The sequence below is a fragment of the Streptomyces venezuelae genome (genome assembly GCF_008642375.1).
GTDB classification, from domain to species: domain Bacteria; phylum Actinomycetota; class Actinomycetes; order Streptomycetales; family Streptomycetaceae; genus Streptomyces; species Streptomyces venezuelae_G.
This window is the reverse complement of record NZ_CP029194.1, coordinates 8,145,543-8,159,172: the sequence shown is the minus strand read 5'-3', so window position 1 is coordinate 8,159,172 and position 13,630 is coordinate 8,145,543. Positions and strand designations below refer to the sequence as shown.

15 protein-coding genes are annotated in these 13,630 nt (G+C 73.4%); 8 read left to right on the top strand and 7 right to left on the bottom strand.

The annotated features are described in order from the left end of the window. Nucleotides 1-10: 10 nt before the first annotated feature. On the bottom strand, nt 11-427 hold the full coding sequence (locus DEJ46_RS37115) for a DUF4345 domain-containing protein (RefSeq protein WP_150273445.1): 417 nt from the start codon (nt 425-427) through the stop codon (nt 11-13). 93 nt (nt 428-520) lie between these two features. On the opposite strand from DEJ46_RS37115, the gene DEJ46_RS37110 reads away from it, so the two are divergent. Continuing rightward, on the top strand, nt 521-1,129 hold the full coding sequence (locus DEJ46_RS37110) for a TetR/AcrR family transcriptional regulator (RefSeq protein ID WP_150273443.1): 609 nt from the start codon (nt 521-523) through the stop codon (nt 1,127-1,129). A gap of 35 nt (nt 1,130-1,164) precedes the next feature. Here DEJ46_RS37110 and DEJ46_RS37105 read toward each other — a convergent pair whose 3' ends face one another. The 5 genes from DEJ46_RS37105 to DEJ46_RS37085 form a co-directional block, all read right to left on the bottom strand. After that, on the bottom strand, nt 1,165-2,226 hold the full coding sequence (locus DEJ46_RS37105; RefSeq protein WP_411757847.1) for an enoyl-CoA hydratase/isomerase family protein: 1,062 nt from the start codon (nt 2,224-2,226) through the stop codon (nt 1,165-1,167). Between the two features lie 334 nt (nt 2,227-2,560). Further along, nucleotides 2,561-3,244, bottom strand: coding sequence for a GNAT family N-acetyltransferase (locus tag DEJ46_RS37100; RefSeq protein WP_150273440.1), 684 nt, complete (start codon nt 3,242-3,244; stop codon nt 2,561-2,563). A gap of 287 nt (nt 3,245-3,531) precedes the next feature. Continuing rightward, a complete protein-coding gene (locus tag DEJ46_RS37095; RefSeq protein ID WP_150273438.1) occupies nt 3,532-4,233 on the bottom strand; it encodes a ribonuclease H in 702 nt (233 codons plus the stop codon). A gap of 69 nt (nt 4,234-4,302) precedes the next feature. Next, entirely contained in the window at nt 4,303-5,220 is a 918-nt protein-coding gene (locus DEJ46_RS37090; protein WP_223835370.1) for an AAA family ATPase, read from the bottom strand. 2 nt (nt 5,221-5,222) lie between these two features. After that, nucleotides 5,223-6,431 carry an RNA ligase gene (locus tag DEJ46_RS37085; RefSeq protein ID WP_150273436.1) on the bottom strand — a complete coding sequence of 403 codons (1,209 nt, stop codon included), beginning with the start codon at nt 6,429-6,431 and terminating at the stop codon, nt 5,223-5,225. Between the two features lie 193 nt (nt 6,432-6,624). On the opposite strand from DEJ46_RS37085, the gene DEJ46_RS37080 reads away from it, so the two are divergent. From DEJ46_RS37080 to DEJ46_RS37065, 4 genes are all read left to right on the top strand, one after another. Continuing rightward, nucleotides 6,625-6,957 carry a hypothetical protein gene (locus DEJ46_RS37080; protein ID WP_150273434.1) on the top strand — a complete coding sequence of 111 codons (333 nt, stop codon included), beginning with the start codon at nt 6,625-6,627 and terminating at the stop codon, nt 6,955-6,957. A 121-nt stretch (nt 6,958-7,078) separates the two neighbouring features. Continuing rightward, nucleotides 7,079-7,660, top strand: a complete 582-nt coding sequence (locus tag DEJ46_RS37075) for a dienelactone hydrolase family protein (RefSeq protein ID WP_150273432.1) — start codon at nt 7,079-7,081, stop codon at nt 7,658-7,660. Between the two features lie 166 nt (nt 7,661-7,826). Then, nucleotides 7,827-9,002: a YncE family protein gene (locus DEJ46_RS37070; protein ID WP_150273430.1), complete on the top strand. Its 1,176-nt coding sequence runs from the start codon at nt 7,827-7,829 to the stop codon at nt 9,000-9,002. A 101-nt stretch (nt 9,003-9,103) separates the two neighbouring features. Continuing rightward, the gene (locus tag DEJ46_RS37065) at nt 9,104-10,480 is read left to right on the top strand and encodes an NAD(P)/FAD-dependent oxidoreductase (protein WP_150273428.1); all 1,377 of its coding nucleotides are present in this window, start codon (nt 9,104-9,106) and stop codon (nt 10,478-10,480) included. A gap of 91 nt (nt 10,481-10,571) precedes the next feature. Here DEJ46_RS37065 and DEJ46_RS37060 read toward each other — a convergent pair whose 3' ends face one another. Beyond that, entirely contained in the window at nt 10,572-11,333 is a 762-nt protein-coding gene (locus tag DEJ46_RS37060; protein ID WP_150273427.1) for a hypothetical protein, read from the bottom strand. 155 nt (nt 11,334-11,488) lie between these two features. Between DEJ46_RS37060 and DEJ46_RS37055 the strand changes: the two genes are divergently transcribed. The 3 genes from DEJ46_RS37055 (at nt 11,489) to DEJ46_RS37045 (ending at nt 13,573) form a co-directional block, all read left to right on the top strand. Then, complete coding sequence (locus tag DEJ46_RS37055) at nt 11,489-11,929, top strand: GNAT family N-acetyltransferase (RefSeq protein WP_150273425.1); 441 nt, start codon at nt 11,489-11,491, stop codon at nt 11,927-11,929. Between the two features lie 79 nt (nt 11,930-12,008). Then, complete coding sequence (locus tag DEJ46_RS37050) at nt 12,009-13,088, top strand: dihydrodipicolinate reductase (protein ID WP_150273423.1); 1,080 nt, start codon at nt 12,009-12,011, stop codon at nt 13,086-13,088. Further along, nucleotides 13,085-13,573, top strand: a complete 489-nt coding sequence (locus DEJ46_RS37045; RefSeq protein WP_150273421.1) for a carboxymuconolactone decarboxylase family protein — start codon at nt 13,085-13,087, stop codon at nt 13,571-13,573. Before DEJ46_RS37050 ends, DEJ46_RS37045 begins: the two co-directional genes overlap by 4 nt. The last annotated feature ends 57 nt before the right edge of the window (nt 13,574-13,630 follow it).

Sequence of the window (13,630 nt, the reverse complement as noted above, 5' to 3'; positions counted from 1 at the left end):
CGCCGCCCCGTCAGGCGGTCGCGCTCGGGGCCCGCGGCGCGGGGTTCGCCTTCTCCTCCGCGTCGGCGAGCCAGAACAGCAGCGGGGAGAGGGCGAGTTCGAGGACGGCGAGTGCCACCTGGAACGCGTGGGGCCATCCCTCGACGGCGAGCGAGAGGAGGCGGCCCACGGCTCCGAGCAGGAACACCGCGGTGAGCAGGCGGACGGCGGTGGCGGGGATGGGCCGCTGCCTGGCCGCCCAGAGCCAGGCGAGGCCGTACCCGGCGAAGATCGCGCCGAAGAAGCGGCCCAGACTGTCGATCGTCGGGCCGGCCGACTCGGCGCCCGGGATCGAGGCGTTGCCGAGCAGGACGTGGGCGATCCCGATCGCGAGGCAGGCGTACCCCATGATCAGGACGAGCACGCGAAGGGTCTTGGCTCTGGTCATGTCGACGACCCCCAGTTGGTAGACACGCGTCCAGTAGGTGCGTTCCCGTAGAGTACGGCCGGTTACTAGACACATGTCAAGTAAAGTGGCGGCGTGCCTCCCCGCAGACGCCTCAGCCCCGCCGACCGCCGCGCCCAGCTCCTGGGCGTCGCCGCGCGGCTCTTCGCGGCGCAGCCGTACGACCTGGTCCTGATGGAGGACGTGGCCGAGCAGGCCGGGGTCTCCCGCGCGCTGCTCTACCAGCACTTCCCCAGCAAGCGCGATCTCTTCGCGGCGCTCTACCGCGAGGTCTCCGAGGAGCTGCTCGCCAAGGCGCGGTTCGATCCCGCCGACACACTGGTCGAGCAGCTCGTCGAGGGGCTGGACGCCCACATCGAGTACTTCGCGGAGAACCGCAACACCGTCCTCGCGGCGAACCGCGTCCTGGCCGGTGACCTGCTCGTCCAGACGATCATGTCCGACGAACTCGACGCCCTGCGCGGGCGCCTGCTCGGTGTGCTGCCGCTCGCCGACGAGCGGTCCAGGGATGCCGTGTCGGCCGTGGTGAAGAGCTGGCTGGTCTTCGTCCAGGTGCTGTGCGTCGACTGGCTGACGCACGAGACGTGCACCCGCACCGAACTGCGCGACGTCTGCGTCGGCGCGCTCGTCGGCGCGCTGCGGCCCCTGCTCGACGAGGACCCGGCCCCCGACTGGCCCCGCTGAGGGCCGTCGGGGCCTCACGGCCGGAGAAGCGGGTGTTAGGCGCGCGGGAGGGCGGCCGCCAGGCCGAGGTCGCCGCCGGGCGCGGGCGCGAAGAAGCGGGTGACGTCCGCGTCCGTGACCTCGGGGAGCGTCGCCGGGTTCCAGTGGGGATCGCGGTCCTTGTCCACGACTTGGGCGCGGATGCCCTCGACGAGGTCGGGGGTGGCCAGCGCCGTGCAGGAGACCCGGAACTCCAGGTCAAGGACCTCTTCGAGGGTCGCGAGCGCACGGGAGCGGCGGAGGGTGGCCAGGGTGGCCTTGAGCGCGGTCGGGGACTTCGCGAGGAGGGTGGTGGCGGCCTCCTTGGCGGCCGGGACGCCGGTCTCGAAGAGCTGCTCGACGATCGCCTCGACCGTCCCCGCCCGGTAGCAGGCGTCGATCCAGGTCCGCTGCTCGGCCAGGACGCCGGGCGGAGGCGTCACCGCGTGCCGGGCGACGGCCTCGTCGGCGGGCAGGAGGGTCAGGTCCCGGGCCAGGGCGGGCAGCGCGGCGGAGGGGACGACATGGTCGGCGAGGCCGGCGAGGAGGGCGTCGGCGGCGCCGATGTGGGCGCCGGTGAGGGCGAGATGGGTGCCGAGCTCGCCGGGAGCGCGGCCGAGGAGGTACGTACCTCCGACGTCCGGGACGAGGCCGATGCCGGTCTCCGGCATGGCGACGCGCGAGCGTTCGGTGACGACGCGGACGGAGCCGTGCGCGGAGACGCCGACGCCGCCGCCCATGACGATGCCGTCCATGAAGGCGACGTAGGGCTTCGGGTAGCGGGAGATGCGCGCGTTGAGCCGGTACTCGTCACGCCAGAAGGCCGCCGACGCCGTGCCACCGGCGCGGGCGTCGTCGTGGATGGCGCGGATGTCGCCGCCCGCGCAGAGGCCCCGCTCCCCCGCGCCCTCGATGACGACGGTGGTGACGGCCGGGTCGTGCTCCCACGCGGTGAGGGCCCGGTCGACGGCGAGGACCATGGGGTGGGTGAGCGCGTTGATCGCGCGGGGGCGGTTCAGGGTGATGAACCCGGCCCGGCCCTCCGTCCGGAGGAGTACGTCGGGCGTTCCGGTCGGCACGATCACTCGGCCCTTTCCCTTGGCGGCACGCTTTCCCGATCACCGTACCGGGCCGCCGGGACGCGGCTCGATCCGCATGCCGCACCTGCCGGTCCGGCTGGAGCCGGTCGGGCGTCACGGGTGGGCCGCTGCCCGTGGGGGCAGGCCGAGAGTGATGTGAGGGCGGGAAGGACTCATCCGCTTCTCGCGGATCCTGATTGCACGGTGCACGGCCAGCGATCGACCGCTACCCCGCGTCCTCTGTGGCGAGTCCTTCCCGTCCCTTCCATGGAACCACCGCTCCGGTGGGGGCGCGAGCGCCCGTCGGAGCGGCTTTTCCGGGGTTCGGGGCGGATCAGGCCGGGAGCAGGTCCTGGGGGACGCGCACCTGGCGGGGGGTCGCCATGCGGAGTTCGACGATGTCGCGGACCGTGGGCCATTCCTCGTCGAGGATCGAGTAGAAGGCCGTGTCGCGGACCGCGCCGTCGAGGCCGCGGGAGTGGGCCCGGCGGACACCTTCGCAGGTGGCGCCGAGACGTTCGATCGCGATCCGGGAGCGGGTGTTGCGGGCGTCGGCGCGCAGGGTGATGCGGCGGACGCCCCAGGCCTCGAAGGCGTGCCGGAACATCAGGTACTTGGCCTCGGTGTTGATGCCGGTGCCCCGGGCGTCGCCGGCGATCCAGGTGTTCCCGATCTCGGCCGCGTCCGGGACGGCGGTCAGCGGATCGCCGTGGGGCAGGCCGGGAACGGGGGGCCAGATCAAGGGTCCCCGCCAGTAGTCGAGTTCGAGGAAGCGGGTCGAGCCGATGACTCGTTCGTCGGCCGTACTGACCAGGGCGAAGGGCAGGCACCGGCCTGCCGCCTGATCCGCGAGGGCGCGGGCGATGTAGTCGAGGGCCGATTCCAGGCCGTCGGGCACGGGGGTGAAGGCGTAGGCCGATCGGTCCGCCCCGCCGGCCCGGGCGAGGGCGTCGGCGTGCCGCATCGCCAGCGGCTCCAGGCGCACGGTGCGCCCGGTCAGGAGAACAGGTACTGGCACGGAACCTCGGGTCTTTCACGGGCAGGGGAAGCTCCCGCCGCGGGTGGGCCGCGGCGGCAGCATGGAGGGAGGTTCTCGCCGGGTGCCGATCACGTCAAGCGAGCGACAAACGAGCAGGTAAAACGGTTCGTCACCGGTGCGAGGAGGACAGTATGCAGCCACAATCGCTCGGAGAACAGAACCCGGAACGAACCCGGATCCACGGCTGGGTGAAGCCTCGCGGACACCCGGGTTCGCCGGTCTCACGGGGCGGACGGAGCCGCCCGCCAGTCGGACGCCGAAGGCGCTCAGACGCAGGTGGGATGGCCCCAGCCCTCGGAGTTCTTGGCGATCGTCTCGCCCTTGTCGTACGCCTTCCCGCAGCGGCAGCGGCCGGAGAATCGGGCCTTGAGCGTGCCGCCGTTCGGGCGACCCTTGCGGGCCGCGGAGGAGCCGGACGAGCTGGACGATCCGGAGGGCGCGGAGGAGCGCGAGCGGGGCGCTGAGGAGCGCGTCGCCGGTTCGGGCGGGGGCAGCGGGGCGCCGGCGTCGGAGGCGAGGGGCTCCTGCGTACGGGCGCTGTGGCTGGCCGCGCGGTCGGCGGCGTCGTTCAGGGGGTCTCCGTCGACCTGGTGCGCGGGGACGTACACGAAGTCGACGTCCCGCCCGGTGAGCAGCGCGTCGATCCGGACGACGAGGTCCTTGTTGGCGACGGGGGTGCCCGCCGCCGTCTTCCAGCCCTTGCGCCGCCAGCCCGGGAGCCAGGTCGTGACGGCCTTCATGGCGTACTGCGAGTCCATGCGGACCTCGGCGGGCACTGCCGGGTCGAGGGTTTCGAGCAGTCGTTCCAGGGCCGTGAGTTCGGCGACGTTGTTCGTCGCCCTGCCGAGGGGGCCCGCCTCCCAGCGGTCGACCGAACCGTCGGAACCGCCGATGACCCAGGCCCAGGCCGCGGGGCCGGGGTTTCCCTTGGACGCGCCGTCGCACGCCGCGATGATCTTTTCCACCATCCCACGATCCTGACACGGCGCCGGGGGCGGGCGGGTCCGCCCCCGGTGCTCGGCCGGTCGGTGGGCCGGTCAGAAGTTGCCGTAGTTGACCTGCCAGGTGGGCAGGCCCATGCGGCGCCAGAGGGCGACGACGCGGTCGCGGTCGTCCAGGGAGACGCGGACGGCGTAGCGGTGGCGCACATGGGCGTCGAAGAGCTCCGCCTTCACGATGTCGTCGCCGCGGCCGTCGCCGGAGGCGCGCATCCACAGCTCGTCGTAGGGCACCCCGTGGCGGGCGAGCCAGGCCTCGGTGATCTCGCGGTGGTCCTCGCTGCGCCCCGACAGCAGGACGATCCGGTCGCTCTCGGCGGCCCGGAAGGCGCGCAGGGCGTCGCGCACGGAGATGTTGAGCAGGTCGAGGTCGCAGCGCGTGAAGTCGTACGGGCCGCGGTCGCCGCGCAGCGCGAGGGTGCCGTCGATGTCGCACATCACGGCCGACGGAAGGGCCGGGTCGGCGACGTACGGCGTGCCCGCGGGCTTGTCGCCGAGCCACTCGGCGGTGAGGCGCCAGCCGCCGCGGGCGGCCTTGGCGTGCTTGTCGGCGAGGATCCGGATGATCTCCTCGCCGACGGGCCGCTCGCGGGCGGCGTCCCGTCGGACGCACTCGTCGACGGGGACGTCGGTGAAGTCGTGCACGACGAAGGTGACCTGCCGGCCGGTGACGGCGGCCTTGAGACGCTTCGGGATGTGCGGGGTCAGGTGGGTGTTGTCGACGACGACGTCGAAGCCGTCGTCGACGGCGGACCGGACGGCGGCGTCCTGGATGTCGAGGACCGTCCGCTCGTGGGCGTGCGAGCGGCCCCGCTCGGGGGCCGGCACGTCGAGCATGGTCCGGAGGTCGTCCAGATTGACGCGGCGCACGCGGCCCTCGGCCTCGGCCTGGAGGGCTCGGGCGGCCGTCGTCTTCCCGGAGGCCGGGAGGCCGGTCATGACATGGACCACAGGCACGGTCAGTTCTCCTCGTCGTGAGTGAAGGGGTCGGTGGCCTCGGGGCGCAGCTGGCGCCAGACGAGGAGGTCGGTGGGGCGTCCGTCGAGGCGCAGGAAGAGCAGGGCGCGCAGGGCCCGGTCGGGGACGCCCGCCGCGGCGCGGGCGAAGGCGGCTCGGTCGCCCGCGAGGTGGGCGAGCTCGGCGTACGCCTCGTCGAGGGCACGCTCGCGGCTCGCGGCGGCCGCTTCGAGGCGGGCGATCACCTCGCGGACCCAGGCGTCGAACTCGTCGGGGACCTGCTCCAGGAGGGCGTCGAGCGGCTTGCCGCCGGAGGCCTCGACCTCGGCGACGGAGCAGCCGATGCCCTTGGCCAGCTGTCCGGCGGGCAGGGCGGCGAAGCGCTGGATGCCGTGGCCGCGCCAGATGTCCCGCTCGGTGACGCCGGTGAGCACCTTGTGGAGGCGTACGTACTCGGCGATCTTGGCCTTGGCGCGGACGCCGGAGGCGAAGCGGAGCACGAAGCCCTCGGCGTCGGTGCCGGTGGCGGGGGTGCCGCCCGGCAGGGTGTTGGACTCGGTCAGGGCGACGAGCTCGGCGACGGTCATGGCGGGCCAGACGCGGACGACGGAGCCGATGGGGCCCCAGGGGCCCGCGGCCTCGGCGAGGGGCGTCTCGGTGCCGTCCGGGCCGAAGGCGGCGAGCAGGACGAGGTCGCGGCGGTCGCCGTAGTTCACGACGATGCGGTTCTGCGGGTAGAGGATCTCCGCGAGGTACGTCACGCCGGGGGTCAGGCCCGAGGTGTCGGTGCCGTCGAGCCGGCGCTGCGCCCAGGTGGCCTGGGTGCTCGTGAAGGAGCCCTTGGAGGCGGCGCGCCAGCGGCCGTCGTAGTGGAAGACGACGGCGAGGCTGCCGTCGACCTTGTCGTACACCTCGAAGGGCTCGTCGGGCAGCGGCGGCGCGTAGGGGCGGCCCGAGGCGTGTTCGGAGACGTTGAAGAACTTGGGGAGGGGCAGCGCGACGATCCGTCCGGTGGCGTCGTCGGCGACGAGACCCCGGCAGCGGGTGGTGGCGCGGTTCCAGCGCTGTTCGTACTGGCACGCGCGCGTGTACGTGTAGATCGACAGCGGCAGCTCGGGGTGGCTCCTGCGGGCGATGTGCCCGGCCGCGAGGGCTTCGTCGAGCTCCTCGGGCGCCATCAGGTCGTGCAGAGTCAGGGTCGCCTGGCTCATGGGGTCCCTCCCGTTGGTCCGGTGATCCATTCTCCTGGCGAGGCGGCCCGGAGGACAGCGAATATTCCCCTGTGGGGGCCGGGATCGGGCAGGACGGCGGACTCCCCGAGCCCGGGCGTGTCGGTGGTGCCCCGTAGACTCGCCGTCGCCCCCGCCGGTGACGGAACCGGCGCAGTCGAAGGAAGCGAGCCCCATGAACCACGCGGACGGCACGGCACCGATCTACGCCGAGCTCATACGGGAGCGGGGGGATGTTCCGGCCGACGTCCGTCAGGTCGCCGAGGAGGTGCTGCGTGACCTCAGCCGGGTGATCCAGGTGCCGCCGCAGGGGGTTCCTGGACCGCAGGGCGGCGTCGCGCACGCCGGTGTCGGGGCGCAGCTGGCCGTCGCCGGGCACGCGGGTCAGATGGGGCACGGCGGTCAGATGGGGCAGGGCGGCCCGATGGGCCAGGGGGGTCCGATGGGCCAGGGCGCCGCCATGATGCAGGCCGGCGCCGCCGTCGTTCCGCACCGGCCGATGCGCTAGAGACTTGCGCCCGGCCTCGGTGGTCCGAGGCCAGGGCATTGTCGGTGCCGTGGGTCACCATGTCTCCCGTAAGGCCCGTGCCGGTCGGACGGGCCCCGTACGGAGAACAGGGGATGACCACATGGCCGAGGTTCTGCTCTTCCATCACGCGCTCGGGCTGACGGAGGGGGTCGTCGCGTTCGCCGACGAGCTGCGGCGGGCGGGGCACACGGTGCACGTGCCCGACCTTTACGAAGGGCGGACGTTCGACGACCTGGAGGCCGGGGCCGCGTACGCGCAGGAGGTCGGGTTCGGCGTCCTCACGGAGCGCGGCGAGCGGGCGGCCGAGGCGCTGCCGGCGGAGCTGGTGTACGCCGGGTTCTCGCTCGGCGTGCTGCCCGCGCAGAAGCTGGCGCAGTCCCGGCCCGGGGCGCTGGGTGCCCTGCTGCTGAGCGCCTGTGTGACGGAGAGCGCGTTCGGCCATGTCTGGCCGGCGGGCCTCCCGGTGCAGGTGCACGCGATGGAGCAGGACCCGTTCTTCGTCGACGACGGCGACCTGGCGGCGGCGCGCGAGCTGGTCGCTGACGCCGAGGACCGGGAGCTGTTCCTGTACCCGGGGAGTGCGCACCTGTTCGCGGAACGCGGTGCCGCGTCCTTCGTCCCGGAGGCGGCCGACGTGTGCGTCGGGCGTGTCCTCGGCTTCCTGGCCGGCCTCAAGGCGTAGGGCCGGGGTCAGCCGATCGGTCGACCCCGGGGTCGTCCGTCCGGCCGCCGGTCCGGGGCCGGGCGGCGGACCGTGCGGGGCCCCGCGCGGGCGGAGGATCGGGGCAGGCGCGGAGACCGCTCCCGGGTGGTGCAGTCCGCGTGTGTCCCGTACCGAGGAGTCCTCCATGACGAAGTTCCGCCGTGCGTCCCGCTCCGCCCGGGTCCTCGTGCCCGGCGCGGTGGCCGTCGCCCTGCTCGCGGGCTGCGCGCAGGGGTCGGGGGCTGCGGAGAGCGCCTCTCCCGCCACCGGCGGCACGTCCTCCGCGGGCGCGGCCGGTGCCGTCACACCGGCGCCCTCCGCCTCTGTGCCCGTGCCCGGCTCCTCGGCCGCGCCGGGCACCCTGCTCGTGACCGACTTCGGCTCGGACACCGTCACCTTCATCGACCCCGACCGCGGGGCCACGGGCTCCGTGAAGGTCGGCACCGCTCCGTACGGTGTCGCCCTCGGCCCCGACGGCCGGGCCTGGGTGGCGACCGCCGAGGGGGTGGCGGTCGTGGACACGGAGCGCCGGGAGCGCCTGGCACTCGTCCCGTACCGGACGGACAGCGGTCCCGCGACCACGGGCGAGTACCGGGGCGGCGGCATGGGCATCGCGCTCGCGCCCGACGGACGGCGGGTGTACGTCGGGGTCAACGTGCCCGATGGGAACGGCACGCTGGAGGTCCTCGACACGACGGCCTTGCGGTTCACGGACACGGTGCCGGTGGGGCGGCGCCCCTTCGACGTCGACGTGTCGCGGGACGGCGCGGAGGTGTACGTGACGAACCACGACTCCTTCGACGTCACAGTCGTCGCCGCCGGCTCCCTGAGCCACCGGCGCGTGGAGGTCGCCCCGTACGGGACGGAGGGCGGGCTCGGTTCGTGGCTCAAGCCGCACTACGCGTCCGTGCGCCCCTCGGACGGCAAGCTGCTGATGCCCTTCGAGGGCGAGCGGCTGGCGGTCGTCGATCCCCGGACGGGCCGGACGACGATCGAGCCGATGACGGCCGACACGCACCAGCACGGCACCGCGGTGACCGCCGACGGGACGCTCCTGACGGTGGGCACGGGCCCGATCGACCCGGACGTGGACAAGGGGCCCTCGCTCACCGTGCGGAAGCCCGACGGAACCGAGCGGGTGTACCCGCTGGAGGGCCCCCACGAGAGCGTGGCCGTCTCCGGGGACGGGCGCACGGCCTATGTGACCGGCGGATTCACCCGGGACGGTTACTGGGACGGACTGACCGTCATCGATCTCGGCTCGGGTGACACCCGACGGCTCCCGGCGGGCTCGCGGCCCCTGGGGATCGTCGTCCTCTGACCCTCGGGGAGGGCCGCGAAGCGGACCCGGCCGAAGAGCGATACCACCGCAATGGGGATAAAAAGGGTGGAGCACGGACAGTCGGCGAAAGGGCGGACAGCGTGACTCGACCGAGGATTCTCGTGGTGGGCGCCGGGTTCGCCGGAGTGGCCTGCGTGCGGCGGCTCGAACGGCGGCTGACGGACCGGGAGGCGCTGATCACGCTCCTCTCGCCGTTCTCGTACCAGCTGTACCTGCCCCTGCTCCCCCAGGTCGCCTCGGGGGTGCTCACCCCCCAGTCGGTGGCACTGTCGCTGCGGCGCAGCGAGCGGCACCGCACGCGGATCGTGCCCGGCGGGGCGGTCGGGGTGGACACGGCGGCGAAGGCGGTCGTGGTGCGGACGATCTCCGGCGAGTTCATGACGGAGCCGTACGACCACCTCGTCCTCGCTCCCGGCAGCGTGACCCGGAGCTTCGACATTCCCGGTCTCGCGGAGCACGCGCGCGGCATGAAGACGCTCGCGGAGGCCGTGTACATCCGGGACCACGTCATCGCCCAGCTGGACCTCGCGGACGCGAGCAACGACGAGGCCGAGCGGGCCGCGCGGCTGTGTTTCGTGGTGGTCGGCGGCGGCTACGCGGGCACGGAGACGGCTGCCTGCCTCCAGCTGCTCACCCACAACGCGGTCAAGCGCTATCCGAGGATCGACCCTCGGCTGATCAAGTGGCATCTGGTGGACATCGCGCCGAAGCTCATGCCCGAGCTGGGCGACAAGCTGGGCACCGCCGCGACGGACATCCTGACCCGCCGGGGCATCGAGGTGTCGCTCGGCGTGTCGGTGGCCTCGGTCGACGAGGAGGCGGTGACCCTCACGGACGGGCGCGTCCTGCCCACCAGGACGCTGATCTGGACGGCCGGGGTCGCGGCGAGCCCGCTGATCGGGACGCTGGGCGCGGAGACCCTCCGGGGCCGGCTCGTCGTCACCTCCGACATGGCCGTACCGGGTCTGGCCGGGGTGTGGGGGCTCGGCGACGCGGCGGCGGTTCCCGATCTCGCCAAGGGCGAGGAGGGGGCGATCTGTCCGCCGACGGCGCAGCACGCGATGCGGCAGGGCAAGGCGCTCGCCGACAACGTGGTGGCGACACTGCGCGGCGAGAAGACCCAGCCGTACCTCCACAAGGACCTGGGCCTGGTGGTCGACCTCGGCGGGATGGACGGGGTGTCGAAGCCGCTCGGCGTGGAGCTGCACGGGATGCCGGCGCAGGCCGTGGCCCGCGCCTACCACTGGTCCGCGCTGCGGACGAACGTGGCCAAGACCCGGGTCATGACGAACTGGCTGCTCAACGCCGTCGCCGGGGACGACTTCGTACGGACCGGGTTCCTGGCGGCGAAGGCGGGGACGCTGCGGGACTTCGAGTACACGGACGCCTATCTGACACCGGAGCAGGTACGGCTCCACACGTCCTCGTTCCGCGGCGGGGCGGTGGGGGCGGGCTGACCGCGCCCGGGCGCCCGACGACGAGATGCCCAGACCCCGGGGGCTCCGGCGACACGCGCGCCGGAGCCTTCGGGGTCGCGCGCGGCCGGCCTCAGCGTGCGATCTCGGGGGCCGGGCCCATGACGACGACGGGTTCGCGGGCGGGGTCGAGGGCGACGAGGAGCTCGCGCAGTGTGCCGCGCTCCAGGGCGACGCAGGCCTGTGTGGGGCCGCCGTGGTCGACGTGGATCCAGACGCCGCCGCCCTTCTCGGGGCCGAGCGGCCGCTCCTTGTCGAGGGGGGTGCGACCGGGCACGCGGTTGTAGTCGATGGCGATGACGTGGTCGAAGGAGCCTTCGAGTGACTCGCCGGAGAAGCCGGTGCCGCTGATGGCGAACTCCTCGTCCTGGTCGTACGGCAGTCGGGCACCCGGGTCGGGGAGCCGCCCGCCCGCGTCGCCGATCCTGAAGACGCCGATGGGCGTGCGCAGGTCCCCCGCGTTGTGGTCGGCGGTCCAGCCGCGGAGCGCGTTGTGGGCGGCCCACGGTCCCGCGGCCTCGGTCCACCGGCCGGCCGCGTTCCGCTCGTAGAGCACGGCCGTGGCGGTGTTGCTGTCCGCCGTGGCTCCGGTGACGACGAAGGCCTGGGTGGTGCCGTCGGGGATGCGGGCCTGGGTGAGCGGGCCGACGCCGGGGATCCGGGGGGCGCGTTCGGGGCGGGCGTCGCCGGCGGCGGGGGCTGGGGTGGCTGCCGGGGGCTTGGGAGTGGACGGTGCGGGGGCGGGCGGGGCGGTGCGCGCGCAGCCGGCGAGCAGCAGGGCCGCGCACAGCGTGCCGGCGTATCGCAGCGCGGGGGCGCCCTTGCGGACGGGCATGGGACGGCATCCTCCTGGCCGGGGGCAGTGCAGCGATCCGTACCCGTTCGGCGGTCGGTGCTGCGGCCGGAATCGCGCCCCCACCCGTTCGGAGTACAACCGGTCGCGAAGAGAAGGAGGTTGACCGGCCGCGCCCGGCGGGGTTTCCTGCCCGGATGAACGATCTTCGTATCGAGCGGGCGCGGAGCGAGGGACAGCTCGCGGACTGGCGGACCGTCCACAACACGATCATCCCCACGGCCGTCCTCTCCCTCGACGAGGTGCGGGAGCGGGCGGGGCGGAACCGGCTGGACGTCGCCTATCTCGGGGAGGTGGCGGTCGGCTGCTCGACGGTGCGCCCGCCGGACGAGGAGACGGCGGCGGCGACCGTCATCGCCCGGACGCTGCCCGGCTTCCGGGAGCGGGGATTCGGGACCGCGCTGTACGAGCGGGGGCTCGCGCACGCCCGGACGCTGAGCGACGAGGGGATCGAGACGGTGGTGCTCGCCTCGAACGAGGAGGGCCTGCGGTTCGCGCTGGCGCGCGGCTTCATGGAGGTGGAGCGGTACGTCCTGCCGGGCGACACGGTGCCCTTTGTGACGATGTGCCTGCCCTGAGAACCCGCGGCCTGACGATTCGTCAGGTCATCTCGTCACGGGTATGGGAACCTTCGCGGCCCGACGCTACCCTCCGCGCATGATTCGGACAGTGGTGTGGGGTACCGGAAATGTCGGGCGCGCGGCCATCCGAGCCGTGGACGCCCACCCGGGTCTCGAACTCGCGGCCGTCCTCGTGTCCGACCCGGCGAAGGTCGGCCGCGACGCGGGCCGGCTCGCCGGGCTCGACCGCGATCTCGGGGTGGTGGCCGACGACGACGTCGGCGCGGTGCTGGGCGGGCGGCCGGGGGCGGTGGTGTACGCGGGCTCCGGCGACACGCGGCCCGACGGGGCGCTCGCGGACGTGGCACGGGCGGTGGCGTCGGGCGCGGTGGTGGTCACGCCGGCCCTGTATCCGCTCTACGACCAGCGCAACGCGCCGCCCGAGTTCCGGGATCCGGTGCTCGCGGCGGTCGCCGAGGGCGGCGGTTCGCTCTTCGTCTCGGGCGTGGACCCGGGCTGGGGAAACGACGTGCTGCCGCTGCTCGTGAGCGGACTCGCCGCCACGGTGGACGTGATCCGCTGCCAGGAGATCTTCGACTACTCGACGTACGAGCAGGAGGAGTCGGTCCGGGAGCTGGTGGGGATGGGCCGGCCGATGGAGTACGAGCCGCCGATGCTGTGGCCGTCGGTGCCGACCATGATCTGGGGCGGGCAGGTGCGGCTGATGGCCCGCGCGCTCGGCGCCGAACTCGACGAGATCCGCGAGACGATGGAACGACGGCCGCTGGAGACCTCGGTGAAGACGCGGACGATGGGCGTCTTCGAGGCGGGTACGCAGGGCGCGATCCGCTTCGAGGTGCAGGGGATCGTCGGCGGGGAGCCCCGGATCGTCATCGAGCACGTCACCCGCATCCATCCTTCGTGCGCGCCGGACTGGCCGGTGCCGCCGGACGGGGCGGGGGCGCACCGGGTGATCGTCGAGGGCAGTCCGCGGATCGAGGTGACCGTGGCGGCTACCGACGAGGGCGAGAACCGCTCGGCGGGCGGCAATGCCACGGCGGTGGGCCGGCTCGTCGGGGCGATCGACTGGCTGGCGGCGGCGGAGCCGGGACTGTACGACGCGTTGGACGTACCGCTGAGGCCGGCGGTCGGGAAGCTCGGAAGGGGACCGCGATGATCATCGACATTCCCGAGGGCCAGGAGCCGATCGGGTACGTGTGGGGCGACATGGTCCCGGAGATCGGGACGGCGGCGGCGAACTTCTCGCTGTCGGTGTACGCCCATACGACCCTGGGGCTGCGCGAGTTCGAGGCGGCGCGGCTGCGGATCGCGCAGATCAACGGCTGCGGGTTCTGCCTGGACTGGCGCACCGACCGGGACGGCGAGAAGGTCGAGGACGGCTTCGACGAGGTGGTCGCGGCCTGGCGGGAGACGGAGGTCTCGGAGAGCTTCGACGAGCGGACACGGCTCGCGGCCGAGTACGCGGAGCGGTACGCGCTGGACCACCACGGCCTCGACGAGGAGTTCTGGGCACGGATGACGGCCCGGTACAGCCAGGCGGAGATCGTGGAGCTGACGATGAGCCTGGGCTCGTGGCTGGCGTTCGGGCGGCTCAACCGGGTCCTCGGTCTCGACACGGTGTGCGTGCTGCCGACGCACTGAGCGGTACGGAGAGGGGCCGGCCGGTGTTCCGGCCGGCCCCTCGGGCTGTTCTGGAGG

Coding starts and splice junctions, on each gene's coding strand:
- DEJ46_RS37055 (WP_150273425.1), top strand. CDS start 11,489: ATGAACGATCTTCGTATCGAGCGGGCGCGGAGCGAGGGACAGCTCGCG.
- DEJ46_RS37075 (WP_150273432.1), top strand. CDS start 7,079: ATGGCCGAGGTTCTGCTCTTCCATCACGCGCTCGGGCTGACGGAGGGG.
- DEJ46_RS37085 (WP_150273436.1), bottom strand. CDS start 6,431: ATGAGCCAGGCGACCCTGACTCTGCACGACCTGATGGCGCCCGAGGAG.
- DEJ46_RS37115 (WP_150273445.1), bottom strand. CDS start 427: ATGACCAGAGCCAAGACCCTTCGCGTGCTCGTCCTGATCATGGGGTAC.
- DEJ46_RS37070 (WP_150273430.1), top strand. CDS start 7,827: ATGACGAAGTTCCGCCGTGCGTCCCGCTCCGCCCGGGTCCTCGTGCCC.
- DEJ46_RS37080 (WP_150273434.1), top strand. CDS start 6,625: ATGAACCACGCGGACGGCACGGCACCGATCTACGCCGAGCTCATACGG.
- DEJ46_RS37050 (WP_150273423.1), top strand. CDS start 12,009: ATGATTCGGACAGTGGTGTGGGGTACCGGAAATGTCGGGCGCGCGGCC.
- DEJ46_RS37045 (WP_150273421.1), top strand. CDS start 13,085: ATGATCATCGACATTCCCGAGGGCCAGGAGCCGATCGGGTACGTGTGG.
- DEJ46_RS37060 (WP_150273427.1), bottom strand. CDS start 11,333: ATGCCCGTCCGCAAGGGCGCCCCCGCGCTGCGATACGCCGGCACGCTG.
- DEJ46_RS37095 (WP_150273438.1), bottom strand. CDS start 4,233: ATGGTGGAAAAGATCATCGCGGCGTGCGACGGCGCGTCCAAGGGAAAC.